This is a genomic window from Cellulomonas sp. URHB0016 (assembly GCF_054057935.1).
Genome location: NZ_JBSRZU010000001.1, coordinates 2,282,340 through 2,306,599, shown reverse-complemented (window position 1 = coordinate 2,306,599; position 24,260 = coordinate 2,282,340). Strand labels below are relative to the sequence as shown.

The window sequence follows — 24,260 nt, the reverse complement described above, 5'->3', positions numbered from 1 at the left end:
TCCATGACACCTGCACTCCACGTCGCGACCACAGGTTCCGACACCGCCGACGGGTCCGCCGAGGCGCCGTTCCGGACCATCAACAAGGCCGCCGCCCTCGCGCGGCCGGGCGACCGGGTCGTGGTCCACGCCGGGGAGTACCGCGAGTGGGTCAGGCCGCAGCGTGGCGGGGTCAGCGACCGGCGCAGGATCACCTACGAGGCCGCGCCCGGCGAGCACGTGGTCATCAAGGGGTCCGAGCAGGTCACGGGCTGGGTCCGGGAGGACGGGACCGTGTGGCGGGTCACCCTCCCGAACACGCTGTTCGGCTCGTTCAACCCGTTCGCGGAGGAGCTGGACGGGGACTGGGCTCTGTACGGGCCCGACGCCCCGCGGACGCACCTGGGCGACGTGTACCTGAACGGCAAGAGCTTCTACGAGGTCCTCGACCGCGCGGCGCTCGCGGACCCGCCGCTGCGCACCACCGTGGTCGACGACTGGACCGGCACCACGGTCGAGCTCCGTGACCCGGAGCAGACGCGGTACGTCTGGTACGCCGAGGTCGGCGCCGACGAGACGACCCTGTGGGCCAACTTCCAGGACGCCGACCCCAACGGCGCGCTCGTGGAGATCAACGTCCGGCGCTCCGTGTTCTACCCCACCGAGCACCACCTGGACTACATCACGGTGCGCGGGTTCGAGCTGGCGCACGCCGCGTGCCCGTGGACCCCTCCGACCGCCGACCAGCCCGGCCTCATCGGACCGAACTGGGCCAAGGGCTGGATCATCGAGGACAACGTCATCCACGACGCGAAGTGCTCGGCGGTCTCGTTGGGCAAGGAAGCCTCGACGGGCCAGAACTACGCCCGGTGGCGCCGGGACAAGCCGGGCTACCAGTACCAGCTCGAGTCGGTGTTCGCCGCCCGGCAGATCGGCTGGGACCGCGAGCACGTCGGCTCGCACGTGGTGCGCCGCAACACCATCTACGACTGCGGCCAGAACGGCATCGTCGGCCACCTGGGCTGCGTGTTCTCGACCATCGAGGACAACCACATCTACAACATCGCGCTCAAGCGGGAGTTCTACGGCTACGAGATCGCCGGCATCAAGCTGCACGCCGCGATCGACGTGGAGATCCGGCACAACCGCATCCACGACTGCTCGCTGGGCACGTGGCTCGACTGGCAGACCCAGGGCACCCGCGTGTCGCGGAACGTGTTCTACCGCAACAGCCGCGACCTGTTCGTCGAGGTGTCCCACGGGCCCTACCTCGTGGAGCACAACATCCTCGGGTCGCCCGCGTCCCTGGAGATCTTCAGCCAGGGCGGCGCCTTCGTGCACAACCTCGTGTGCGGGACGGTGTGGCGGCAGGCTGTCCTGGACCGTCCCACGCCGTACCACGTGCCGCACAGCACGCAGGTCGCCGGGTACGCCGCGATCGAGGGCGCCGACGACCGGTTCATCGGCAACGTGTTCCTCGGCGGCGGCGAGGAGGCGTACGCCCCGACCTCCGGCGCCGGGACGTCGGCCGGGCACGGCACGGCCGGGTACGCCGGGCACCCCGCCTCGATGGCCGAGTACCTGGCCCAGGTCCACGACCTGTGGCGCGGCGACCACGAGCGGTTCAAGGGCGTGCAGCAGCCCGTCTACCTCCGCGACAACGTCTTCGCCGGTGGGGCCGAGCCGGTACCGGGGGAGCCCGGCGCGGTCGTGCTCACCGGCGACGACGTCCACGTCGCCGTCGTCGAGGGCCCCGACGGGTGCTACCTCGAGGCCCGGCTCCCGGCCGGGTTCGACGACGCGCGGATCGCGCTCGTCACCGGGCACGACCTGGAGCGCGTGCGCTTCGCCGACGCGGAGTTCGAGGAGCGCGACGGCAGCCCCGCCGTGCTCGGCACCGACCTCGTGGGCGAGCCGAAGTCAGCGGCGTCCACGTACCCGGCCGGCCCCCTCGCGGCTCTCGCCTCCGGCGAGTCGCGGACGCGGGTGTGGTGAGCGGCGGGGACGTGACGACGAGGTGTGGCGGCTCGCGCGTAGGTCGCACGTGCGTCACTGACCCGCCGGTCAGCCGATCCAGCCCCGGTCGCGCGCGATGCGAGCCGCGTCGTGCCGGTTCGCCGCGCCGAGCTTGGTGACCGCCGCCGAGAGGTAGTTACGGACCGTCCCGGCCGACAGGGAGGCCGAGCGGGCGATCGCCTCGACCGGTGCGCCGTCCGCGGCGAGCTCGAGGACGTCGGCCTCACGGGCCGTCAGCGGATTGTCACCCCCGCTGATGGCCTCCGCGGCGAGCTGCGGGTCGACGTACCGGCCGCCGGCGTGGACCGACCGGACCACGTCGGCGAGGACCTGGGCGGACACGGTCTTGGGCAGGAAGCCCCGGACGCCGGCGGCCAGCGCCCGCTTGAGGTGGCCCGGCCGCCCGTGGCTCGTCACGATCACGCACCTGCACCCCGGGACGTCGCCGACGAGAGCCTCGGCGACGGCGATCCCGTCGAGGTCGGGCATCTGCAGGTCGAGGACGGCGACGTCGGGGCGGTGGGCGCGGCCCATCGCGACCGCCTCGCCGCCGGTCCGGGCCTGCGCCACGACCTCGAGGTCGTCCTCCAGGTCGAGCAGCGCGGCGAGCCCGGAGCGGATGAGGTTCTCGTCGTCGGCGAGGAGCACCCGGATCATGAGGCGACCGGCAGCCGCGCGACCAGCACGAAGGTGCCGGGCTCCGTCGAGACCACCACGTCACCGCCGCGTGCGGCGAGCCGCTCGCGCAGCCCGACGAGACCGGTCCCGCCGGACCCGGCGGCGCGGGCGCCGTCGTTGCCGATGGTCAGCACCGTGTCGGAGACGTCGACGGCCAGGTCGAACGTCACCGCCGTGGCGTCGCTGTGCCGCAGGATGTTGGTCGTCGCCTCGCGGACCACCCAGCCGAGCGTCGTCTGCGCGTCCTGCGGCAGCCCGCCGCCGTCACCGACGACCCGCGTCTCGATCCCGGCGGCCTGCAGGACCGACCGGGCACCCGCGAGCTCGGTGCTCAGGTCCGCAGAGCGGTACGCGCCGACCACGTCGTGGAGCTCGGCCATCGAGTCCTGCGCGGTCTGCCGGATGCGCGCCAGGAGCTCGGACCCGTCCTGACCGCGCTCGACGAGCCGCTGGGCGAGCTCGCTGTCGATCGCGACCAGGGCCAGGTTGCGGCCCAGCACGTCGTGCAGGTCCCGCGCGAACCGGAGCCGTTCCTCGGCCACCGCCAGCCGGGCCTGGACGTCGCGGCTCCGGTGCAGCTCCCACATGACGTCCAGCACCCACAGCGACAGCGCGTACGTGAGCGCCGCGGCACCGACGCAGAGCGCGTAGCCGACGCCCCAGCCGACCGTGCCCTGCAGGGCGAGCTGACCGGCGGCGAGCGTCGCGGCGGGCACGCCGACCCCGAGCGCCAACCGGGTGGAGGTCAGCAGCGGGCTCACCGCGCACGTCAGGGCCGCGCAGAACACGAGCGCCGACCCGCCGGCCGCCAGGCCGAAGGTCAGGGGGTGCAGGTCGTCGGCGAGCCCGACGCAGAGCAGCAGCCCCGCGAGCGTCAGCGCGGCGGCCGCGGCGAGCGGGAGACGCACCGGCCGCCCACCGCCCAGCCGCCGGTCGATCGCCGCGCGCAGCAGCACCACACATGCGACGGCCTGGGCGACGGAGAGGGCCAGGAGCGCCGCCCACTGCCGATCGGTCACCCCGCCCGCGTACCCGTTGATCAGCAGAAGCACGGCGGGAGCGCTCGCGGACTGGGCGTAGAGCGGCCACCGCGTGAGCTGGTCGATCCTGCGCTCGACCGGGCCGTCCTTCGTCACGGGGTCATTAGCCCGTGCCTCGCCGGCGGACGCAAGTCTCATCGACGGACCTCCCACCGGAACCACCTCCGCGCGGCCCAGCCGCCGACCCCCACCCAGCCGAGCAGGATGCCCACAGGTGCCAGGACGGGCCCGTCCGACCCGGTGAAGGCGACGTCCAGCAGGTCGACCACCGGTGTCAGGGGCCCGAACGGCGCGATGGTCTGCACCCAGTCGGGGAAGGTGTCCACCGGGATCACCAGGCCGCTGAGCAGGAGCGGGACCAGCGTGCCCGGCAGGCTCGTCACCTGCGCGAGCTCGACGGTGCGCGTGAACGCCGAGCTGACCACCGCGAGGAGCCCGAACACCGCCGTGCCGAGCACGACGGCCAGCACGGCGAGGACCACGGCGGGGAGCACGGCCGTCGGGACGTTCGACGAGGCCGTCGTCCCCGTCAGCCCCAGGGCCAGCGCGCAGGCGACGAGCGACTGGGTCCACGTGAGCGCCGTGGCCGGCAGCGCGGTCCCCAGCAGGATCTCGGCGTCCCGCAGCTCACCGGTCCGCAGCCGTGCGAGCACGTGCCCCTCGCGGCGCGCGACGATCGCGGTGACGAGGTTGTAGTAGACGCCGGACAGCAGGGAGAGGCCGACCACCGCGACCAGCAGCCCGCCCGGCCTGTTCTCGTACGTGCCCGACGACGCGAGCATCGGCACGAGCATCACCGGCACACCGACGGCGACGAGCAGGGCCAGGGGGTCCCGCCGGAGCAGCGTGCCCTCGGCGCGGGCGAGCGCACCGACGCGCGTCATGCCGCCACCCCGGCCGTGCCCTCGGCGGCGATCTCGAGGAACACCTCCTCCAGCGTCGCGGGACGGGTGCTGACCTCCAGGCCCGGCGCCCAGGCCTGCAGCAGCGCGAGCGTCCCGGTCACGTCCGTCGTGGTGACCGTGACCGTGCCCCCGACCGCCTCGACCGTCCCGTCCAACGGAGGCAGCGGCCCGAAGGCCCGGAACACGACCCGTGGGGGGTGCGCCGCGGCGACGGCCGCGGGGGTGCCCTCCTCGACCAGCACCCCGCGGTGCAGGATCACCAGCCGGTCCGCGAGCAGCTCGGCCTCGTGCAGGTGGTGCGTCGTCATCAGCACCGTGACGCCGGTGCCCAGGAGCCCGCGGACGAGCCGCCAGGTGCGTGCCCGGCTCTCCGGGTCGAGGCCCGTGGTCGGCTCGTCGAGGAACAGGACCTCCGGCCTGCCGGCGACGGCCAGCGCCAGGTCGAGCCGGCGGCGCTCGCCCCCGGAGAGCTGGCGCACCCGGACCCGCGCACGGTGACGGAGGTCCACGAGGTCGAGGAGCTCGTCGACCGGCCGGGGGTGCGTCAGCGTCCCCGCCCACATCCGCATCGTCTCGGCGACGGTGAGGCCCGGCTGCAGGCCGCCTTCCTGCAGGACCACGCCGGTGCGTGGACGCACGACGGACCGTTCACGCAGCGGGTCGTGGCCGAGCACCCGGACCGTGCCGGCCGTCGGGCGCGCGAGTCCTTCGATCACCTCCAGCGCCGAGGTCTTGCCTGCGCCGTTGGTCCCGAGCAGCGCGACGAGCTCACCGCGACGGACGCTCAGGCTCACCCCGCGGACGGCGTCGAAGCCCTGGTAGGAGCGCCAGAGGTCCGTCACCTCGATCACCGGTGTCTGTGTCATACCGTCAGCCTCGGCCCTGGTGCCGCCGGGCGTCAGTGCCCCCGCTCACCCGGCCGACGGGTGTTCCGCACGGCCGACCGGTGACAGATGTCAGGCCGGCGTCACCGCGGCAGGGACACCCCGGTCAGCTCCTCCAGCGCGGCCAGCAGGCCGGCCTGGACGGCCTCGTCCGACGCCGCCGGGTTCGCGTCGAGCTGCTCGAGGCGCTTGAGGTACGCACCGGTCACGCGGGCCGCCGGGTCGTCGGAGGTCGCCAGCCACACCTGCGTGGCGGCACCGTCGCCCACCTCGTCCCACGCGTCGGGCCCGCCGAGCTTCGTCTTGATCCAGCCCGGGTCGACGGCCGTGACCAGCACGTCCGGCCACAGCCGCGCCACCGCGAACGCCAGGACCACGTCGTAGAGCTTGGAGTCCGAGTACGCCTGCATGCCGTCCCACGCACGCGCGGTCCACTGGAGGTCGTCCAGGCGGACGTGCCCCTGCGCCTCGAGGCCCGACGTGAGGTACACCAGGCGGGCCGGGCGCGGCAGGAGGGCCGTGAGCACGTACGGGGCGACCGTGTTGACCTGGAAGATCTGCTCGAGGCCGTCCGCCGTCTCGACCCGGGACGGTGCCCCGCCGCCGATGCCGGCGTTGTGCACGACGACGTCGAACGGTCCGGCGGCCGCTGCCGCCTCGGCCAGGGCCCGGGTGTCGGCGAGGGAGGCCAGGTCGCCGGTCACGACCTCCGCCAGACCGGGCAGGGCCGCACGCAGGTCCGCGGCGCGGGAGGCGTCGCGCGCGTGCCCTACGACGTCGTGCCCGGCGTCGAGGAGCCGGCGGGCCGTCTCCAGGCCGATGCCGTCGGTGGAGCCGGTGACGAGGACGCGTGACATGGCACTCCTGGATGAGCGGGCCGACGGGGCGGCGGGGAAGGCTGGCGGCCGTTCAGGCTACCGGGACGCCACCTGGGTCGCTGGTCGCGGTACGGCTAGGTTGACGGCGTGACCAGGAAGGCCGCGGTGGACGGCGTCGACGCGCCGCGGGCGCAGTCCGGGCCGAACCCTCAGCATCTGCTCGCGACGGTGCTCGGGGAGTACCTGGACTCGTCGGACGCCGAGCTGCCGGCGGCGGCGGCGATCGCGGTGCTCGGCGAGTTCGGGATCAGCCCCACGAGCGCCCGGGCGGCGCTGTCGCGGCTGGCGCGGCGGGGCCTGGTCGCGGTGCGCGGGCGCGGGCGTGCCTCGGTGTACCACCTGACACCGCAGGCGATCGCGCGCCACCGGTCGACGATGCAGCGGTTCCTCACCTTCGGCGCGGTCCCGCAGCCGTGGAGCGGACAGTGGCTGGCGGTGTCGTACTCGCTCCCCGAGTCGCGCCAGGCGCACCGGCACGTCGTCCGCAAGACGCTGGGGTCGCTCGGTTTCGTGCGGCTGTACGACAGCGTGTGGATCAGCCCTGGCGTGGACCCGGAGCCCGTCCGGAGCGCGCTCGGCGAGCTCCTCGACACGGTCAAGGACGCCCGCTGGTCGGTGATGCACGTGCGGTTCGACGACGAGTCCGGACCGCACGGTCCGGCGGCCGCGTACGACCTCGCCGGCCTGGAGTCGGGCTACCGCTCGTTCGTCGTCGAGCACGCCGAGCTCCGCGAGGCGGTCCGCGCAGGCCGGGTCGGCGCCGCGCAGGCTCTCGTGGCGCGCACCACGGTGATGGACCGGTGGCGGCAGCTCGCGCTGGTGGACCCCGACCTGCCGGCGCACCTGCTGCCCGCCGGGTGGCCGCGGCAGGAGGCACGTGCGCTGTTCCTCGACGTCCACTCGGCCCTCGGGCCCCTCGCGCAGGCGCGGCTCGTCGAGGTGATGTCTCCGGCCTGGTCCGACGCCGCGTCGTGGGTGACCCACTTCGTGGCCGCCGACGACCCGGCCGCACCACCGCGAGGCGGGCGCGGGGCGTCGCACGGTCGCCTGGACGAGCGGACACCCGCCGGCATCGTCGTCGGAAACGATTAGGACGACATGTCGGCCGCACCCGCTTCTGGACATTTGTCGTGACTGCAGCGACGGTTGCTACGCACATGCTCGACGGTGCGTGCACGTCGTCCGGACGCCGCGGTCCGGGGGCCGAGCACTCGGGCGCAGCGCGACCGGAACGAGCACCGCCCAGCCCCGGAGGTTGCAGACATGAGACGACGATCGATCGCCCGGGCAGCGCTCACCGCAGCGCTGTCCATCGGTGCACTGGTGGGCACGGCCGCCCTCACGCCCGCCGCAGCGGCTGCCGGCGGCTCGGGCCCCTACCCCGCGGACTACACGACGTCCTCGAGCCTGGCGAACCACACCATCTACCGGCCCGTGAACCTCCCGTCCACGAAGCTCCCGATCCTGGTGTGGGGCAACGGCGCGTGCACGGCGAACGGCACGTACGCCCAGAACTTCCTGCGGGACATCGCGTCGCAGGGGATCCTCGTGATCGCCAACGGCGCCCCGAACGGCTCCGGCACCGAGTCGGCGTCCTGGCTGACCGCGGGCATCGACTGGGCGGTCGCGCAGAACTCCAACTCGCAGAGCCCGTTCTACAACAAGATCGACACCAGCGAGGTCGGGGTCGCCGGCTGGTCGTGCGGCGGCATCGAGGCGTACGCCGTCTCGTCCGACCCGCGCGTGACGACGACCGGCATCTTCAGCAGCGGCCTGCTGAACGACGCCGACGACTACCAGGTCCGCCAGCTCAACCACCCGATCATCTACGTCATCGGCGGCCCGGGCGACATCGCCTACGCGAACGCGATGGACGACTGGAGCAAACTGCCCTCGGGGCTGCCGGCGTTCATGGGCAACCTGAACGTGGGGCACGGCGGGACCTACACCGACACGAACGGCGGCGAGTTCGGCCGGGTGGCGTCGCTCTGGTTCCGGTGGCAGCTCAAGGGTGACACCGAGGCGGGTCGCGCGTTCGTCGGCTCGAGCTGCGGGCTGTGCGGGACGCAGTGGCAGGTGCAGCAGAAGAACCTGAAGCTCGAGACGACGCCGACGCCGACGCCAACCCCGACGCCCACGCCCACTCCGACCCCCACGCCCACTCCGACGCCCACGCCGAACGCCGACGCCCACTCCGACTCCCACTCCGACTCCGACCCAGACGGGCAGCGGGGCGTGCACGGCCACCTACGCGGTGGCCGACCAGTGGCCCGGCGGCTTCGTCGCGAACGTCACGGTGACGGCCCGTTCGAGCCTGAACGGCTGGAACGTCCGCCTGACCCTGCCGAGCGGCGTCACGATCGGGACCGCCTGGAACGGCGTGGCCAAGGGCACGAGCGGCACGGTCTCCGTCTCCAACGCGACGTGGAACGGCAGGCTCCAGTCCGGTCAGGGCACGAGCTTCGGGTTCCAGGGAACCGGCACGGGAGCGGGCGCCACCGTGTCGTGCGAGGCGGCCTGACAAGCTGCCACGAGTGACGCGGCGGGCCGGAGAGAGGCCGGTCCGCCGCGTCACTCCGACCTGGCCGGGCCGGCTGCGTCACGTCGGACCCGGCCAGGCCCGCTGCGTCACTCCGACCCGGCCCGCACCAGCCACACGGCGGCGTCGAGCCGGACCCCGTCGGCCACGGTGTGCTCCGCCAGGGCCGCTCGCACTGCTTCCAGCGCACGCGCCTCGGTGCCCTCGTCGGCGTCGTCCAGCACCCGACGGCCCAGCGTCCCGCTGCGGAGGAAGCTCACGGCGTCCTCAGGTGAACCTCCGAGCAGGAGCGGCGTGGTGACGGGCCGGAGCTCGATCCCGGTCCAGCCCGCGGCGCCGAGCACGGCTCGGACCCTGCGCTCGTGAGCGAGCGAGAACATGCCCGGCCCGTCGCCGTCGTCGAGGCGGGGTACGGCGACGACACGGGCGGCGGCCACCCCCGGCACGCACAGCCACGGCTGGTGCGCCGGCGACCGCCACGCCACGAACACCAGCCGTCCGCCCGGCCGGGTCGCCTGCCGGAGGCCGGCGAACGCCGCCACGGGGTCGGTGAAGAACATGAGACCGAACCGGGACAGCACCACGTCGAAGGTCGACGGTGCGAACGGGTGGACCTGAGCGTCGTCCTCCACGAACGAGACGTTCGCCGCGTCGGCGGCCCGTGCGCGGGCGGCGTCGAGCATGGTGGGAGAGACGTCGACGCCGGTGACCGTGCCGGGCCGGGCGAGGTCGGCGGCGGCGAGCGTCGTGGTGCCGTACCCGCAGCCCACGTCGAGCACGCGCTCGCCGGGGCGGATCCCGGCGGCGGACAGCAGCGCGGCCTGGAACGGCTCGTACATGCGGTCGTACCGGTCACGATGGGCGACCCAGTGCTCGGCGCCCGTCTCGTTCACGACGCTCACCTTCCCACGGCAGGCAAGGTGGTGGTCCGCAGAGCCTCGTCGACGAGCTGGATCGAGGTTCCGACCGTGGCCTACGGGTTCGGCACGTCGGTGAAGGTCTCGTCCGGGTTCGACAGCAGGCCGGCGCGCTCGAGCGGCCAGACCGTCACGAAGGCGACCCCCACGACGTTGCCGATGGGTACCGACCCACCGCCCGGTCGTCCCTGGTTGTAGCGCGAGTCGCGCGACGCCTGCCGGTTGTCGCCCATCACCCAGATGCTGTCCGGCGGCACGACGACGTCGAACGCGACCTCGCTCGGGATCGAGCCGGGCTTGAGGTACGGCTCGTCGAGCGCGATCCCGTTGACCGTGACAGGACCTCCGTCACCTGTGCTCTTGACGTGGTCCCCCGGCATGCCGATGACGCGCTTGACCAGGTGCTCCCCGGCGTCCTGCGGGTACAGGCCGACCCACGAGAGCCCCTGGTTGATCGCGGACCGGACCGGACCCGGGTCGGGCTGCGGCTGTCCCAGGAGCCAGCCGCCGGGGTCCTTGAAGACGACGATGTCGCCGCGATGCACACTGAACGGCCCTGGAGCGAGCTTGTTGACCACGATCTTGTCGTGCTCGATGAGCGTGTCCTCCATGGACGCGCTCGGGATGAAGAACGCCTGCAGGAAGAACGTCTTGACGACCAGCGACAGGACGAGCGCACCGACGAGGACGACGACCGTCTCGCGCAGCAGGGAGACGCCTCTGCTGCGCCTGGCGCTCGTGCGGCGGTCTGCACTCCGAGCTGCGGTTCCCTGATCCGCGTCGACCGTGACGGTCGGCTCCGCGATGTCGTCGGCGAGGTCGCTCATCCGCACACTGTCGCACGCTCAGCGCAACCGCCGGCAGAACCCGTCTGGGCGCGAGTGCTGGTCAGACCGCGTCCGTCCTGCGGTCGTGCAGCCGGCCGTTCGCCTGGATCCGACAACGCTGACCCGCTCCGCAACACGCTCAGTCGTCGATCTCCGCAGTCCCGAGCCGGTCGAGCTCGGCCAGGTGCTCACGCATCGCCCGGAGCTGCTCGGGCGGGTGGCCCACCCAGTCCTCCAGCTCACCGACGACCCGCACGGGCTCGCGGGTGCGGTAGGACCGGGTGGGGTTCCCGGGGAACCGCTTGTCCGTGACGTTGGGGTCGTCCTCGAGGGCGCCGGTGGGCTCGACCACGTAGATCCGCCCCCGCCCCTCGCCCTGCGCCAGCTCGGCGCCCCACGTCGCCGCGTCGAGCGTCGCGGTCACGTACACGTGGCCCGCCGTCCGGCCACCGCCGAAGTTCGAGCGGCGCCCGGGCTCGAGCAGGTCCCCGGGGCGGAGGTCGGCCTTGGTGCCGTGGAACAGCGCCCCCGACTCGTGGACCTCGAACGGTGTCGGAACGGTGGTCATCGGCGGTCGTCCCGTCTCAGGGCAGGATGCGGATCTCGGGGTGAGCGGCGGCGGGGAGCGGGAACCAGCCCAGGAACGTCACACCCTGCTCGGTGGCGTCGAACTTCGACACCACCGTGTCCGCCGGCTCGTAGAACACGTCGCCCGCCTCCAGCCTGACGACCTCGCCGTCCTCGACCTGGAAGTCCACCGACCCCGACTCGACGACCCCGAACACGGGACCGTTGTGGACGTGCGGCCCGGCGGCGACCGAGGGGGCCATGACGATGCGGCGGACCTCGACGTGCTCCAGGCGGGTGTCACCCGCGACGACGTGGTCGGCGAGCGTGGTGCGCGTCACGGGTTCCATCCCTCGCAGTGTGCCAGCGGGCCCCCGAGCGCGCGAAGCCGTCGCGGGCCTGGCCGACGGCTCCCGCCCGAAGTGCTCGCCGTCCCGGGATCCGTGGCGTCAACGATGCGCCAAAGCGCGGCTCGTCGCCGTCAAGGTGTCATCAAGAGGTCCGTCGGCACGTCGACGGGGGCGTAGACCTGCGGTCACGGCCCCGTGCGGGCCGTCGAGCGACGCCCACGGGCGGCCCCGACCGATGCCGAGAGTGCTGTGAGACAGACATGGCTGATGTGGCCTTCCTCGCGCTGACGGTGGCGTTCTTCGCCGCGGTCGCGCTCCTCGCCCGCAGGTCGGACCGGTCATGAACGGGCTCGACATCGCCGGGATCGTGGTCGCCGCCTCGCTCCTGGTGTACCTGGTCGTCCAGCTGCTGCGTGCGGACAAGGTCCGATGAGCGCCACGTGGACCGCGGTCGCCCAGGTCGCGGTCGTCGTCCTGGCCCTTGCTGCCGCCCACCGGCCGCTCGGTGACTACGTGTTCCGCACCCTGACGTCGCCCGAGCATCTCGCAGCAGAACGCTGGGGGTACCGCCTCATGCGCGTCGACCCCGACGCCGAGCAGCGCTGGAGCACCTACCTGCTCTCGCTGCTCGGGTTCTCGATGGCGTCCGTGCTGCTGCTGTTCGGGCTCGGCCGGTTGCAGGACAGGCTGCCGCTCGACATCGGGATGGCCGCCCTCGACCCTGCCGGGGCCTGGAACACCGCCGTCTCGTTCGTCACCAACACGGACTGGCAGTGGTACTCGGGTGAGGCGACCGCCGGGCACCTGTACCAGATGGCCGGCCTCGCGGTGCAGAACTTCGTGTCGGCAGCCGTCGGCATCTCGGTCGTCGCAGCGCTGGCCCGTGGGTTCGCGCGTTCCGGGACCGACGCGCGCGTCGGCAACTTCTGGGCCGACCTCGTGCGGGTGACCGTGCGGGTGCTGCTGCCGCTGGCGGTCGTCGCCGCCCTCGTCCTGGTCGCCGCCGGTGTCATCCAGAACCTGAGCGCGCACACCGCGATCCACACGCTGGCGGGCGGCACCCAGTCGGTGCTCGGCGGGCCGGTCGCGTCGCAGGAGGCCATCAAGGAGCTCGGGACGAACGGCGGCGGCTTCTTCGGCGCCAACTCGGCCCACCCCGTCGAGAACCCCGCACCGTGGACCAACGCGTTCGAGGTGGTCCTGCTGCTGCTCATCCCGTTCAGCCTCCCGCGCACGTTCGGTCGCATGGTGGGGGACCGCCGGCAGGGCTGGGCGATCCTCGCGGCGATGTCGACCCTGTGGGTCGCCGCGGTCGGACTGCTGACCTGGGCCGAGATGGCCGCCCCGGGGCTGGCACCTGCCGCCGCCGGAGGCGCGATGGAGGGCAAGGAGGTCCGGTTCGGTGAGGCCGCGTCGGCGTTGTTCGCGGCCTCCACGACGATGACCTCGACCGGCGCGGTGAACTCGATGCACGACTCGCTGACCGCCCAGGGTGGCGGCGTCGCGCTGGTCGGGATGCTCCTCGGCGAGGTCTCGCCCGGCGGTGTCGGCAGCGGCCTGTACGGGATGGTGATGCTGATCGTCGTCTCGGTGTTCCTCGCGGGGCTGATGGTCGGGCGCACGCCTGAGTACCTGGGCAAGAAGATCGGGCAGCACGAGATCACGCTCGTCGCGCTGTACGTGCTGACGATGCCCGCGGTCGTCCTGCTCGGCTCGGCCCTCGCGATCTCGGTGCCCGCGGGCCTGGCCGGTCAGCTGCAAGGTGGACCGCACGGGCTCACCGAGGTCGTGTACGCGTTCGCGTCGGCCGGGAACAACAACGGCTCCGCCTTCGCCGGCCTCGCCGTGGGCACGCCGTTCTACGAGACGACCCTCGGCCTGACGATGCTCGTCGGCCGGTTCGTGCCGATCGCGCTGGTCCTCGCGCTGGCCGGCCGGCTCGCGAGCCGGCGGAAGGTCCCCGAGGGTGCCGGCACCCTGCCGACGCACACGCCCCTGTTCGTGGGGCTGCTGGTGACCGTGACCCTCGTGGTCGTCGGCCTCACGTTCGTCCCGGTCCTGTCCCTCGGCCCCGTCGTGGAGTCCCTGTCATGACCACCGTCCTCGTCGAGAAGCCGCCGGTCAGGCCGCACAAGGTCGACGCCGTCCCGACGACGCTGTCCCCCCGGCAGCTCGCCGCCGCGGTGCCCGGTGCCGTGCGGGGCCTCGATCCGCGCCGGCTGTGGGAGTCGCCGGTCATGTTCGTCGTCGAGGTCGGCGCAGCGTTCACCACCGTGCTCGCCGTCGCCGAGCCGAGCGGGTTCGCCTGGTCGATCGCCGTCTGGCTCTGGCTCACGGTGCTGTTCGCGACGCTCGCGGAGTCCGTCGCCGAGGGCCGGGGCAAGGCGCAGGCCGCCGGACTGCGCGCGGCGCAGCGGGAGACGAGCGCCACCAAGGTGGTCGGACCGTACGACACGTCGGGCGGGCCGGCGACGACCCAGGTCCCCTCGTCGTCGCTCACGGTCGGCGACGTGGTCGTGGTGGTGGCGGGGGAGACGATCCCCGGTGACGGCGACGTGATCGAGGGCGTCGCCAGCGTCGACGAGTCGGCGATCACCGGGGAGTCCGCGCCCGTGATCCGCGAGTCCGGCGGCGACCGGTCCGCGGTCACCGGCGGCACGGTCGTGCTCTCGGACCGGATCGTCGTGCGGATCACCGCGTCGCCCGGCCAGACGTTCGTCGACCGGATGATCGCCCTCGTCGAGGGCTCGGAACGGCAGAGGACGCCGAACGAGGTCGCCCTCAACGTGCTGCTCACCACCCTGACGATCGTGTTCCTGCTCGCGGTCGTCACGTTGCAGCCGTTCGCGACGTACTCGCACGCACCTCAGGACCTGGTGATGCTCGTCGCCCTGCTGGTGTGCCTGATCCCGACCACCATCGGGGCACTGCTCTCCGCGATCGGCATCGCGGGGATGGACCGGCTCGTGCGCCGCAACGTGCTCGCGATGTCCGGCCGTGCCGTCGAGGCCGCCGGCGACGTGGACGTGCTGCTGCTCGACAAGACCGGCACGATCACGCTCGGCAACCGGCAGGCAGCGGACCTGCTCCCGGCGGCAGGCGTCGAGCCGGCGGTGCTCGCCGACGCCGCCCAGCTCTCCTCGATGGCCGACGAGACCCCCGAGGGACGATCGGTGCTCGTGCTCGTCAAGGAGCGGTTCGGGCTGCGCGGGCGCCCCGAGGGCGACCTCGCCGGCGCCGAGCTGGTCCCGTTCCAGGCCCGCACGCGGATGAGCGGGGTCGACCTTCCCGCGACCGGCGACCGACCGGCGCGACTGGTGCGCAAGGGCGCGGCCGCCGCCGTGGCGCAGTGGGTGCGGTCCACGGGCGGGCACGCCGGTGACGACGTGGCCGCGACGGTCGAGGCGGTCTCGGCGTCCGGCGGGACGCCGCTCGTCGTCGCGGAGCGGCTCGGCGACGGGCCGGCGCGTGTCCTCGGGGTCATCCATCTCAAGGACGTGGTCAAGGAGGGCATGCGCGAACGGTTCGACGCGCTGCGGGCCATGGGCATCCGCACCGTCATGGTCACGGGCGACAACCTGCTGACCGCCCGCGCGATCGGGGCGGAGGCCGGCGTCGACGACGTGCTCGCCGAGGCGACGCCGGAGGACAAGCTCGCCCTGATCCGACGGGAGCAGCAGGGCGGCCGGCTCGTCGCCATGGCGGGCGACGGCACCAACGACGCACCCGCGCTCGCGCAGGCGGACGTCGGTGTCGCGATGAACACGGGGACGACCGCGGCGAAGGAGGCCGGCAACATGGTCGACCTCGACTCGAACCCGACCAAGCTGCTCGAGATCGTCGAGATCGGCAAGCAGCTGCTCATCACGCGCGGCGCCCTGACCACGTTCTCGGTGGCGAACGACGTCGCCAAGTACTTCGCGATCCTGCCCGCCATGTTCGTCGTGGCGTTCCCGCAGCTCGACGTGCTCAACGTCATGCACCTGACCAGCCCGCAGTCCGCGATCCTGTCCGCCGTCGTGTTCAACGCGCTGGTCATCGTCGCGCTGCTCCCGCTGGCGCTGCGCGGGGTCCGCTACACCCCGGCGTCGGCGTCCGCCCTGCTGCGGCGCAACCTGCTGGTCTACGGGCTCGGCGGCGTCGTCGCCCCGTTCCTCGGGATCAAGCTCATCGACCTGCTCGTCACCGCCCTCGGGATGTCCTGATGACCACCACCACCCGCGCGCACCACTCCGCCGGATCCGACACCGTCGCCTTCGTGCGCCAGTCCTGGGCCGGGCTGCGCGTGCTGCTCGTCCTGACTGTCGTGCTCGGGCTCGGCTACCCGCTCGCGGTCACCGCGATCGCGCAGCTCGCGTTCCCGTGGCAGGCGAACGGGTCGCTGGTCGGCTCGACGGGCCGGCACGTGACCAGCCGCGACGACGCGGTGGGCTCGGTGCTCGTCGGTCAGGGCTTCGACGGCCCCGCCTGGTTCCACCCGCCGGCCGTCGGCAGCCGGCGACGGCTACGACACCCTGGCGTCGGCCGGGTCGAACCTCGGCCCGCACAACGCGGACCTCGTCGCGGCCGTCGAGGAGCGGCGCGCCGCCGTCGCGGCCGGCGAAGGCGTCGGCCCGGCTGCGGTGCCGGTCGATGCGGTGACCGCGTCGGCCTCGGGGCTCGACCCGGACATCTCGCCCGCCTACGCGCGGCTCCAGGTCGCACGCGTCGCGACGGAGCGAGGGCTCTCCGAGCGCGACGTCCAGGCGCTCGTCGACGGCGCCACGGCCGGACGTGACCTCGCGGTCCTCGGCGAACCGCGGGTGAACGTGCTGCTTCTGAACCTCGCGCTGCAGACAATGGGCACATGAACCGACCCGACGACGGCGGCAGCGAGGACCGTCCCCGTCGCGGCCGGCTGACCGTCTACCTGGGCGCCGCGCCCGGCGTCGGCAAGACCTACGCGATGCTGGACGAGGCGCACCGGCGTCAGGCCCGAGGGACGGACGTGGTGGTGGGCCTCGTCGAGGCGCACGGCCGGGCCGCCACGGCCGCGCAGCTCGACGGCCTCGAGGTGCTGCCGCGCCGGGTCCTCACCCACCGTGGGGTCGAGCTCACCGAGCTCGACGTCGACGCGGTCCTGGCGCGGGCGCCGCAGGTCGCGATGATCGACGAGCTCGCGCACACCAACGTGCCCGGCGCGGGGCACCCGAAGCGGTGGCAGGACGTGCAGGACATCCTCGCCGCCGGCATCGACGTCGTCACCACGGTGAACGTGCAGCACCTGGAGTCGCTGAACGACGACGTCGAGGCGATCACCGGCGTCAAGCAGCGCGAGACGGTTCCCGACCACGTGGTGCGCGACGCCGACCAGATCCAGCTCGTCGACCTCGCACCGGAGGCGCTGCGACGCCGGCTCGCGCACGGGAACGTCTACCGGGCCGAGCAGATCGACGCGTCCCTCACGCAGTACTTCCGGGTCGGGAACCTGACCGCGCTGCGCGAGCTCGCGCTGCTGTGGCTGGCGGACCGGGTCGACGACGCCCTCACGTCCTACCGGCGCGACCACCGGATCGAGTCACCGTGGCCGGCTCGTGAGCGGGTCGTCGTCGCCGTCACGGGCGGCCCGGAGGGGGACACCCTGCTGCGGCGTGGGGCTCGGATCGCCCAGCGGGCGGCCGGCTCCGAGCTGCTCGCCGTGCACGTGCTGGCGACCGACGGTCTGCCGAGCGCGCCCCCGGCGAGGATCGCGGAGCAGCGCATCCTGGTCGAGTCGCTCGGTGGGACGTTCCACACGGTCGTCGGCGAGGACGTCCCGACCGCGGTCGTCGACTTCGCCCGCGGCGTCAACGCCACGATGATCGTGGTCGGCGTCTCCCGGCGAAGCCGCTGGCGGGAGGCCCTGCGGGAGAGCAACGGCACCGAGGTCGCGCGGCTCGCCGGGACGATCGACGTGCACCTGGTCACCCACGAGCGTGCCCGGGCGGGAAGCCGCCGGCTCAGCCGGTCGTCGGCGCTGTCAGGTCGCCGCCGGATCGTGGGGTGGCTGATCGCCGTGGTCGGGCCGGTGCTCCTGACCGTCGTGCTGAGCGACCTGCGGGACGTCGTCAGCCTCCCGACGGAGCTCATGCTCTTCCTGGCACTCACCGTCCTGGTGGCGCTCGTGGGTGGGCTCTGGCCCGCGATCGTCTGCGCCGTCGTCGGGCTTCTGCTGCTCAACTGGTTCTTCACGGTCCCCACCGGCCACCTCACCATCTCCGAACCCGAGAACGCGCTCGCTCTCGGTGTGTTCGTCCTGGTCGCGGCAGGGGTCGCGTCCGTGGTCGACCTGGCTGCGCGGCGCACCACCGAGGCGTTCCGGGCCCGTGCCGAGGCGTCCGCGCTCGCCGCCGTCTCGCGGTCGGTCCTCTCGGCGGACGACACCGCGGCTGCTGTCGTCGCGCGACTGCGCGAGACGTTCACCCTGGAGGCCGTCGCGCTGCTCGCGAAGCGCGGGTCCGGGTGGGACGTGCTCGCGACCGACGGCGTCGATCCCGCGCTGGACCCCGAGAGAGCCCAGGTGGTGCTGGCGGTCGACGAGGAGCGGGTGCTCGCCCTGACGGGTCGTGTGCTGCCCGCGAGCGACCGCCGGGTGCTCGAGGCGTTCGCCTCCCAGGTCGGCGTCGTGCTGGAGCAGGAACGCCTTCGTGCGCAGGCCGAGCAGGCGCGCATCCTCGGGCAGGCCGACGCCACCCGCACGGCGCTGCTCGCAGCGGTCTCGCACGACCTGCGCACGCCGCTCGCCACGATCCGTGCGTCGGTCGACGGGCTCACGTCGACCGCCCTCGACCTCGACGAGGCGGACCGCGCGGCCCTGGTCGGCACCCTCGAGGAGTCCACGTCGCGGCTGGAGCGGCTCATCGACAACCTGCTGGACCTGTCCCGCCTGCAGACGGGGAGCGTGCGGCCCGTGATCCGCGCGACGAGCCTCGACGAGATCGTGCCCTTCGCGGTCGAGGGCTACCTGCCCGGCGCCGTCACGCTCGACGTCCCGGACGATCTCCCGCTCGTGCGCACGGACCCCGGGCTCCTGGAACGTGTCGTCGCCAACCTCGTGTCCAACGCGGTCCGGCACGCCCGCACCGGCAGCCCCGTGGTCGTCAACGCCGCCGTCGTGGCCGGCGACGTGGTCCTGCGGGTCGTCGACGACGGTCCCGGTGTCCCCGACGACGTGAAGACGCACATGTTCGAGGCGTTCCAGCGGCTGGGCGACACCACGGCGGGAGGTCTGGGCCTCGGCCTGGCGGTCGCCGACGGGCTCTCGACCGCCGTCGGCGCCGACCTCAGCGTCGAGGACACCCCCGGCGGAGGTCTGACGATGCTCGTCACCGTCCCGCTCGCGGAACAGGGTGTGTGATGGCGGCCGGCAACAAGATCCTCGTGGTCGACGACGAGCCCGGACTCGCGCACGCCCTGTCCATCACCCTGCGGGCCACGGGCTGGGACGTGACCACCGCCGCCGACGGGGCATCGGCGATATCGGCGGCCGCATCCCGCTCGCCGGACGTCGTGCTGCTCGACCTCGGCCTGCCTGACATGAGCGGGCTCGACGTCATCGCCGCCATCCGCGGCTGGAGCCGCGTGCCGATCGTGGTCCTGTCCGCCCGCCAGCACGGCGAGGACAAGGTCGACGCGCTCGACGCCGGAGCCGACGACTACGTGACCAAGCCGTTCGCGATGAACGAGCTGCTCGCCCGCCTGCGCGCCGCGATCCGGCGGGCGACCGTCCCGTCCGACCCGGACGACGCCGTCGTCACCGCCGGGGCCCTGACCGTCGACCTCGCCCGACGCCGCGTGCACCGCGACGGCGCCGAGGTGCGGCTCAGCCCCACCGAGTGGTCAATGCTCGAGGTCCTGGTGCGCAACCGCGGCCGGCTCGTCGGCCGCCGGCAGCTCCTCCAGGAGGTGTGGGGCCCGGGGTACTCCGAGGAGACCCACTACCTGCGCGTGTACTCCGCCCAGCTGCGCCGCAAGCTCGAGGCCGATCCCGCCCATCCGCGGCACATCATCACTCAGCCCGGCATGGGGTACATCTTCGAGCCCTGACCCGGTTCGGTCCGGGCGGACGGCGGGCCCCGGGCGCCGGTCGCGTCGGCTCCGTACGCTCGTCATGTCGTGCCGGCGCTGGTGTCGGCTCCGTGGGCCACCGGTCCACGTCCTGCGCCCGAGGTGGACCCGCATGTCCCTCAGAGCCCACCCCCCGGGTACGCCGCGGCGGCCGGTCCTCGAGGGCTTCCGCAGCCTGCGGCAGGGCGCGGTGCGGCCCCTGCAGCTGATCGTGGCCGCGTTCGCCGCGGGGATCGCGGTCGGCACGCTCGCACTGATGCTTCCCGTGGCCCGCACGGGCCCGGGAGGCGCGCCCCCGCTCGAGGCCCTCTTCACGGCGACGTCGGCCCTGTGCGTGACCGGTCTGACGGTCGTCGACACCGCGACGTACTGGTCGTCGTTCGGTCAGGTTGTCATCCTCCTCCTGATCCAGGTGGGCGGATTCGGCGTCATGACCCTGGCGTCCCTGCTCGGCCTGGTGATCTCCCGCCGGCTCGGGCTCGGCTCGCGCGTCCTGGCGGCCAGGGAGACGAAGGTCCGCGCCCTGGGCGACGTGCCGGCCGTGCTGCTCGGCGTCGCGACCATCAGCCTGACCGTCGAGGCGGTCACCGCGCTGCTCCTGACCGTGCGGTTCGCGACCGCCTACGGCAACCCGTGGCCCAGAAGCCTGTGGCTCGGACTGTTCCACTCGGTCTCGGCGTTCAACAACGCGGGCTTCGCCCTGTTCAGCGACAACCTGATCGGCTTCGCCGGCGACCCGTGGATCTGCCTGCCCGTCGCGGTCGCGGTGATCATCGGCGGGCTCGGGTTCCCCGTCGTCCTGGAGCTCCTCCGCCAGCACCGCCGTCCCGCACGGTGGAGCGTCCACACCCGGCTGACGCTCCTGATGACGGCGATCCTTCTCGTCGGTGGGACCCTGTTCGTCACGATCGCCGAGTGGGGCAACCCCGAGACGCTCGGCGCGCTGGACCCGGCCGGGAGGGCGCTCGCCGGGTTCTTCCAGGCCGTCATGCCGCGGACCGCAGGCTTCAACAGCGTGGACCCCGCAGACATGAACACCGGCACGCTCCTCGGCGTCGACGTCCTGATGTTCATCGGCGGCGGCAGCGCCGGCACCGCAGGCGGGATCAAGGTGGGGACCTTCGCCGTCCTCCTGCTCGCGATCATCGCGGAGCTGCGCGGCGACCCGGACACCGACCTGTTCGACCGGCGGCTCTCCCCGTCGACGATCCGCCAGGCGCTCTCGGTCGCGCTGCTGAGCGTCGCGGCGGTCGTCGTCTCGACGCTCGCCATCGCGATGACCAGCGCCTTCACGCTCGACCAGATCCTGTACGAGAACATCTCGGCATTCGCGACCGTCGGCCTGTCCACCGGCATCACCGCCGACCTGGTCCCCGGCCAGCAGCTCATCCTCGTCGTCCTGATGTTCGCCGGCCGGCTCGGGCCCGTGACCTTCGCGTCGGCCCTGGTGCTGCGGGAGCGGCGTCGGCTGTTCCGGCGACCGGAGGGACGCCCGCTGATCGGCTGACGCACGAGGGGCGCGGCGGCCACGGCACCACAAGCGAACCCCAGCAACGAGGACGTCTGCAGCGAAAGCTCGTTCGACGGCCGGGCCGTTGCCCCGTCCGTGCCCGGGGGACGCGTCGCGTGGGTGCGCACCTGGCGTCACCCCAACGATCCGGCCCTGTGGCGCGTTCTGGTCACAGAAGGTCGGATGAGCGGAGGCGGGCGTGGCGCACTGGAGAGCGGTCCTGGAGGAGGTGGTCCGGGACAGACGTTCGGCACTCGTGGCGTACGCGTGCCTGTTCGTCGTCGACCGGCGCGACGCCGAGGACCTCGTGCACGAGGCCGTCGTGCGCACGTTCGCACGCCCGCGGAGCGTGCCGGACCCACGTGCCGCGGAGGGGTACGTCCGCCAGGCGGTCCGGACCGCATTCCTGGACCAGACCCGCCGCCGGCGCACGAGCCAGGATGCCGCGCACCTGCTCCACGACACCTCGGCGGTGCGGGCGGCCGAGGAGGCCGCTGCGGCGTCGGTCGACGTGCGCCGGGCCCTCGCGCTCCTGTCGCCGCGCGAGCGGGCGTGCGTGGTGCTCCGGTTCTTCGACGACCTGACCGTGCCGGAGATCGCGACGTCGTTGCGGCTCAGCGACGGTGCCGTCAAGCGGTACCTCTCCGACGGGACGCGCAAGCTCCGCGCGACCCTCCAGGTTGACGGGCCCGACGACGCGCAGACGTGGGAGACCCTGCCGGTCGCAGCCCCCGAGGGGAGGCCGTCATGAGTGACGACATCAGGAACGCGCTCCACCGCTTCGCGGACGCCGAGCTGCGGGTCGCCGAAGCGGCCAGACCCGACCCCGGTGCCGAGGTCGGCGTGCTGACCCGCCGGGTGGCCCGGCGGCGGACGGTCCGGACCGGCGTGACCGCGCTCGGCGTGGTCGCGCTGGTCGGTGCCGTCGCCGTCGGCGTGCAGGCGTGGGACGGCCCGACGACCCCCCCGCCGGCGCACCCTGCACCGACGGCGACCTCGACGCCGACGGCGACGCGTTCGACGAGCCCGACGCAGGCCCCGCCGAGCCCTACCGCGACCCCCGCGGTCCCGGAGGTCGAGCCGTCGACGTTCCGAGATGCTCCTCCGATGGCGCCCGGGATGCTGGCCGCAGCCGGGGCAGGGTGGCACGTCGTCCAGTACCACCCGCTGACGCAGCAGCAGGAGGACATCCTCCCGACGACCCTCTACCTCGTCAGCCCGGAGGGCAGGGCGTATGTGGTCCCGACTCCGGAGGAGCTCTCGGGCTCGGAGCTCCTCGACTGGCTCCCGGGAACCTCGCTCGCCGTCGTACGGCACCAGAAGGACGGTCTCACGCACGTCCTCGACCTGATCACGGGGACGGCCGGGCCGTCGCTGGCGCTCTGGGGCGACGTCGTCTTCGTCGGTGACGGGTCGGACGACGTGCTCGGCTCCGGCCGGGATGCGGTCCGACGGCTCGGTCGTGACGGCTCGGTGGTCGCCGAGCTGCCGATCACCCGGACGCAGTACGGCACGTCGGCGTGGGTGGTGAGCCCGGACCGGACCCGGCTCGTGGTCAACGAGGAGAGCGGCCCGCGTGCGGTCGACACCCGCGAGTTCGCCGCGAGTCCGTTGGTGCTGCCGTACCCGGACCGGCCGGACGCCTGCCGGGCGTGGATGTGGGTGGACGACGAGCAGGTGCTGCTCCAGTGCGCCGCCGGCGGGACGGACCCGTACAACGTCGGCATCCCGTCCGAGTTCTGGGTCGCACCCACAGGCGGCGGGCCGGCCTGGCAGATCACCGGGCTGGAACCGACCCGGACCGGAGGCGTGTGGCACGTCGGCGACAGGCTCGTGGCGGGGATGTTCGGTCACACGGAGGCGACCGCGTCGTGGTTCGACGTCACCGACGGTCACGCGGAGCCGCTCGGCGCCGGGGGCGACCCGGGCCTCTGGGTCTTCGACGTCCACGAGTCCCGGCTCCTCGCGATGCTGCGGCCGTACGGGTCAGGAGCCGACACGTCATCCATCGTGTCGGTGGACCCGGTGACGGGCACGGTGCGCCCGCTCGTCGTCGGCGAGCCGTCGTACTTCACCGGGTTCGGTGCCGTCCCGGACCGGTTCGCGTTCGCACCTCAGACCGAGGGTGGTGACTAGCGGGTGCCCGTCGACCCCTCGGCCGGGGCGCGCCTGGGGCTCGGGTCCGGTGAGCCGTGGTGGGCGGCGCCCGCACCCTCGGCCGGTCGGCCGGGGATCACCGGGTAAGGGCCGTAGGGGCCTGCCGGCTCGGACGGGCGGACGTTGCCACGGCGGCGCTCTGCACCGCTCCCGGCACCGGGCCGCGACACAGGAGCGCTGCCCGGCCGGGCGTCGCCGCGCTTCGTCGCCGCCCTGCCGTGTGCGTGGAGCGACAGCACCCGGAACAGCGTCAACGGTCCCGCCACGGCGACGAGGATCACGATGGCGACGGTCGCGACGGCTTCGCCGAACGACGGGACCGTGCCGTTGAGGCCGAGCGAGAGGAACGCCACGAACAGTCCGGCGAGGACCGCGTAGGCGTAGTAGACGGTGCGCCAGACCCTCGCCCACCCGGCGAGCGGGCCCTTCGGCGGGAGCGCGGCCGCCCGCACCCGCGGCCAGAACGGCACGTGGCCGTGCTCGGCCAGCCCGCCCGCGCCGCGGTGGGCGACGTCGTACGCCTCCCGCAGGTCCGTGGCCAGGGTCGTCGGCAGGTCCACCCGGAGCTCGCGCGCGCCCAGCCGGTCGTGCACGTCGAGCCACTGCGTCATCAGCTCCAGCCGTCGCTTGCTGGACTCCAAATCCTGCCAGCCGCGGTTGCGCTCCCGACGGTCCTGCGCCCACACGGTCAGCGCCACGCCCGCCAGCCCGAGGCCACCGGCCACCAGCGAGCTGACCACGACCTCCGGGATCTCCACCGGTGCTCCTTCGTCCGAGGGCTCACGGGCGACGCGACGCGTCCTTGCCGCCGACGTCCGCCACGAAGGAACGGCTCCGTCCGGACGAGATACCACCGGCGCACGGTGCCGGTCGCCGCGCTACGGCATGGTCGAGACAGACGACGCGCCCCGGCCGCACGGGCCGGGGC

Annotated in this window: 21 protein-coding genes and 1 pseudogene; 12 read left to right on the top strand and 10 right to left on the bottom strand. The window is 73.3% G+C overall.

Annotation, left to right across the window (positions count from 1 at the left end; translation table 11 throughout):
• The first annotated feature begins 3 nt into the window (after positions 1-3).
• Positions 4-1,974: a right-handed parallel beta-helix repeat-containing protein gene (locus tag ACVW07_RS10635; RefSeq protein ID WP_456819220.1), complete on the top strand. Its 1,971-nt coding sequence runs from the start codon at positions 4-6 to the stop codon at positions 1,972-1,974.
• A gap of 69 nt (positions 1,975-2,043) precedes the next feature.
• Here the strand turns inward: ACVW07_RS10635 and ACVW07_RS10630 are convergent, their stop codons facing one another.
• From ACVW07_RS10630 to ACVW07_RS10610, 5 genes are all read right to left on the bottom strand, one after another.
• Positions 2,044-2,652 (bottom strand): response regulator transcription factor, encoded by a 609-nt coding sequence (locus ACVW07_RS10630; RefSeq protein ID WP_456819219.1) that lies wholly within the window; start codon positions 2,650-2,652, stop codon positions 2,044-2,046.
• Positions 2,649-3,809 carry a sensor histidine kinase gene (locus ACVW07_RS10625; RefSeq protein ID WP_456819218.1) on the bottom strand — a complete coding sequence of 387 codons (1,161 nt, stop codon included), beginning with the start codon at positions 3,807-3,809 and terminating at the stop codon, positions 2,649-2,651. Before ACVW07_RS10625 ends, ACVW07_RS10630 begins: the two co-directional genes overlap by 4 nt.
• Before the next feature lie 38 nt (positions 3,810-3,847).
• Positions 3,848-4,597 carry an ABC transporter permease gene (locus ACVW07_RS10620; RefSeq protein WP_456819217.1) on the bottom strand — a complete coding sequence of 250 codons (750 nt, stop codon included), beginning with the start codon at positions 4,595-4,597 and terminating at the stop codon, positions 3,848-3,850.
• Complete coding sequence (locus ACVW07_RS10615) at positions 4,594-5,484, bottom strand: ABC transporter ATP-binding protein (protein ID WP_456819216.1); 891 nt, start codon at positions 5,482-5,484, stop codon at positions 4,594-4,596. Before ACVW07_RS10615 ends, ACVW07_RS10620 begins: the two co-directional genes overlap by 4 nt.
• Before the next feature lie 101 nt (positions 5,485-5,585).
• Entirely contained in the window at positions 5,586-6,359 is a 774-nt protein-coding gene (locus tag ACVW07_RS10610; RefSeq protein ID WP_456819215.1) for an SDR family NAD(P)-dependent oxidoreductase, read from the bottom strand.
• A 108-nt stretch (positions 6,360-6,467) separates the two neighbouring features.
• Between ACVW07_RS10610 and ACVW07_RS10605 the strand changes: the two genes are divergently transcribed.
• Complete coding sequence (locus ACVW07_RS10605; RefSeq protein WP_456819214.1) at positions 6,468-7,472, top strand: PaaX family transcriptional regulator; 1,005 nt, start codon at positions 6,468-6,470, stop codon at positions 7,470-7,472.
• A 171-nt stretch (positions 7,473-7,643) separates the two neighbouring features.
• The gene (locus ACVW07_RS10600) at positions 7,644-8,918 is read left to right on the top strand and encodes a cellulose binding domain-containing protein (protein ID WP_456819213.1); all 1,275 of its coding nucleotides are present in this window, start codon (positions 7,644-7,646) and stop codon (positions 8,916-8,918) included.
• Between the two features lie 90 nt (positions 8,919-9,008).
• Here ACVW07_RS10600 and ACVW07_RS10595 read toward each other — a convergent pair whose 3' ends face one another.
• The 4 genes from ACVW07_RS10595 to ACVW07_RS10580 all read right to left on the bottom strand — a co-directional run bounded on the left by ACVW07_RS10595 (position 9,009) and on the right by ACVW07_RS10580 (position 11,580).
• A complete protein-coding gene (locus tag ACVW07_RS10595; protein WP_456819212.1) occupies positions 9,009-9,812 on the bottom strand; it encodes a class I SAM-dependent methyltransferase in 804 nt (267 codons plus the stop codon).
• A gap of 80 nt (positions 9,813-9,892) precedes the next feature.
• Positions 9,893-10,663, bottom strand: a complete 771-nt coding sequence (lepB, locus tag ACVW07_RS10590) for a signal peptidase I (protein WP_456819211.1) — start codon at positions 10,661-10,663, stop codon at positions 9,893-9,895.
• Between the two features lie 139 nt (positions 10,664-10,802).
• The gene (arr, locus tag ACVW07_RS10585; protein ID WP_456819210.1) at positions 10,803-11,231 is read right to left on the bottom strand and encodes an NAD(+)--rifampin ADP-ribosyltransferase; all 429 of its coding nucleotides are present in this window, start codon (positions 11,229-11,231) and stop codon (positions 10,803-10,805) included.
• A 16-nt stretch (positions 11,232-11,247) separates the two neighbouring features.
• Positions 11,248-11,580: a cupin domain-containing protein gene (locus ACVW07_RS10580; protein WP_456819209.1), complete on the bottom strand. Its 333-nt coding sequence runs from the start codon at positions 11,578-11,580 to the stop codon at positions 11,248-11,250.
• A gap of 340 nt (positions 11,581-11,920) precedes the next feature.
• Here ACVW07_RS10580 and ACVW07_RS10575 point away from each other — a divergent pair, with 340 nt between their 5' ends.
• From ACVW07_RS10575 to ACVW07_RS10535, 9 genes and pseudogenes are all read left to right on the top strand, one after another.
• Positions 11,921-12,013: a potassium-transporting ATPase subunit F gene (locus tag ACVW07_RS10575; RefSeq protein WP_456819208.1), complete on the top strand. Its 93-nt coding sequence runs from the start codon at positions 11,921-11,923 to the stop codon at positions 12,011-12,013.
• Positions 12,010-13,674: a potassium-transporting ATPase subunit KdpA gene (kdpA, locus tag ACVW07_RS10570; protein ID WP_456819207.1), complete on the top strand. Its 1,665-nt coding sequence runs from the start codon at positions 12,010-12,012 to the stop codon at positions 13,672-13,674. Before ACVW07_RS10575 ends, kdpA begins: the two co-directional genes overlap by 4 nt.
• Entirely contained in the window at positions 13,671-15,785 is a 2,115-nt protein-coding gene (gene kdpB, locus ACVW07_RS10565) for a potassium-transporting ATPase subunit KdpB (protein ID WP_456819206.1), read from the top strand. The genes kdpA and kdpB overlap by 4 nt, the downstream gene beginning before the upstream one ends.
• Positions 15,785-16,430 (top strand): annotated as a pseudogene (kdpC, locus tag ACVW07_RS10560) (potassium-transporting ATPase subunit KdpC). The gene kdpB and the pseudogene kdpC overlap by 1 nt, the downstream one beginning before the upstream one ends.
• On the top strand, positions 16,427-18,955 hold the full coding sequence (locus ACVW07_RS10555; protein ID WP_456819205.1) for a DUF4118 domain-containing protein: 2,529 nt from the start codon (positions 16,427-16,429) through the stop codon (positions 18,953-18,955). Before kdpC ends, ACVW07_RS10555 begins: the two are co-directional and overlap by 4 nt.
• Positions 18,955-19,644, top strand: coding sequence for a response regulator (locus ACVW07_RS10550; RefSeq protein WP_456819204.1), 690 nt, complete (start codon positions 18,955-18,957; stop codon positions 19,642-19,644). The genes ACVW07_RS10555 and ACVW07_RS10550 overlap by 1 nt, the downstream gene beginning before the upstream one ends.
• Positions 19,645-19,777: 133 nt before the next feature.
• Positions 19,778-21,172 carry a TrkH family potassium uptake protein gene (locus tag ACVW07_RS10545; protein WP_456819203.1) on the top strand — a complete coding sequence of 465 codons (1,395 nt, stop codon included), beginning with the start codon at positions 19,778-19,780 and terminating at the stop codon, positions 21,170-21,172.
• A gap of 202 nt (positions 21,173-21,374) precedes the next feature.
• The gene (locus ACVW07_RS10540) at positions 21,375-21,926 is read left to right on the top strand and encodes an RNA polymerase sigma factor (RefSeq protein WP_456819202.1); all 552 of its coding nucleotides are present in this window, start codon (positions 21,375-21,377) and stop codon (positions 21,924-21,926) included.
• The gene (locus ACVW07_RS10535) at positions 21,923-23,311 is read left to right on the top strand and encodes a hypothetical protein (RefSeq protein WP_456819201.1); all 1,389 of its coding nucleotides are present in this window, start codon (positions 21,923-21,925) and stop codon (positions 23,309-23,311) included. Before ACVW07_RS10540 ends, ACVW07_RS10535 begins: the two co-directional genes overlap by 4 nt.
• Here the strand turns inward: ACVW07_RS10535 and ACVW07_RS10530 are convergent.
• Complete coding sequence (locus ACVW07_RS10530; RefSeq protein WP_456819200.1) at positions 23,308-24,090, bottom strand: hypothetical protein; 783 nt, start codon at positions 24,088-24,090, stop codon at positions 23,308-23,310. The two genes, ACVW07_RS10535 and ACVW07_RS10530, sit on opposite strands and share 4 nt — an antisense overlap.
• Positions 24,091-24,260 lie beyond the last annotated feature (170 nt).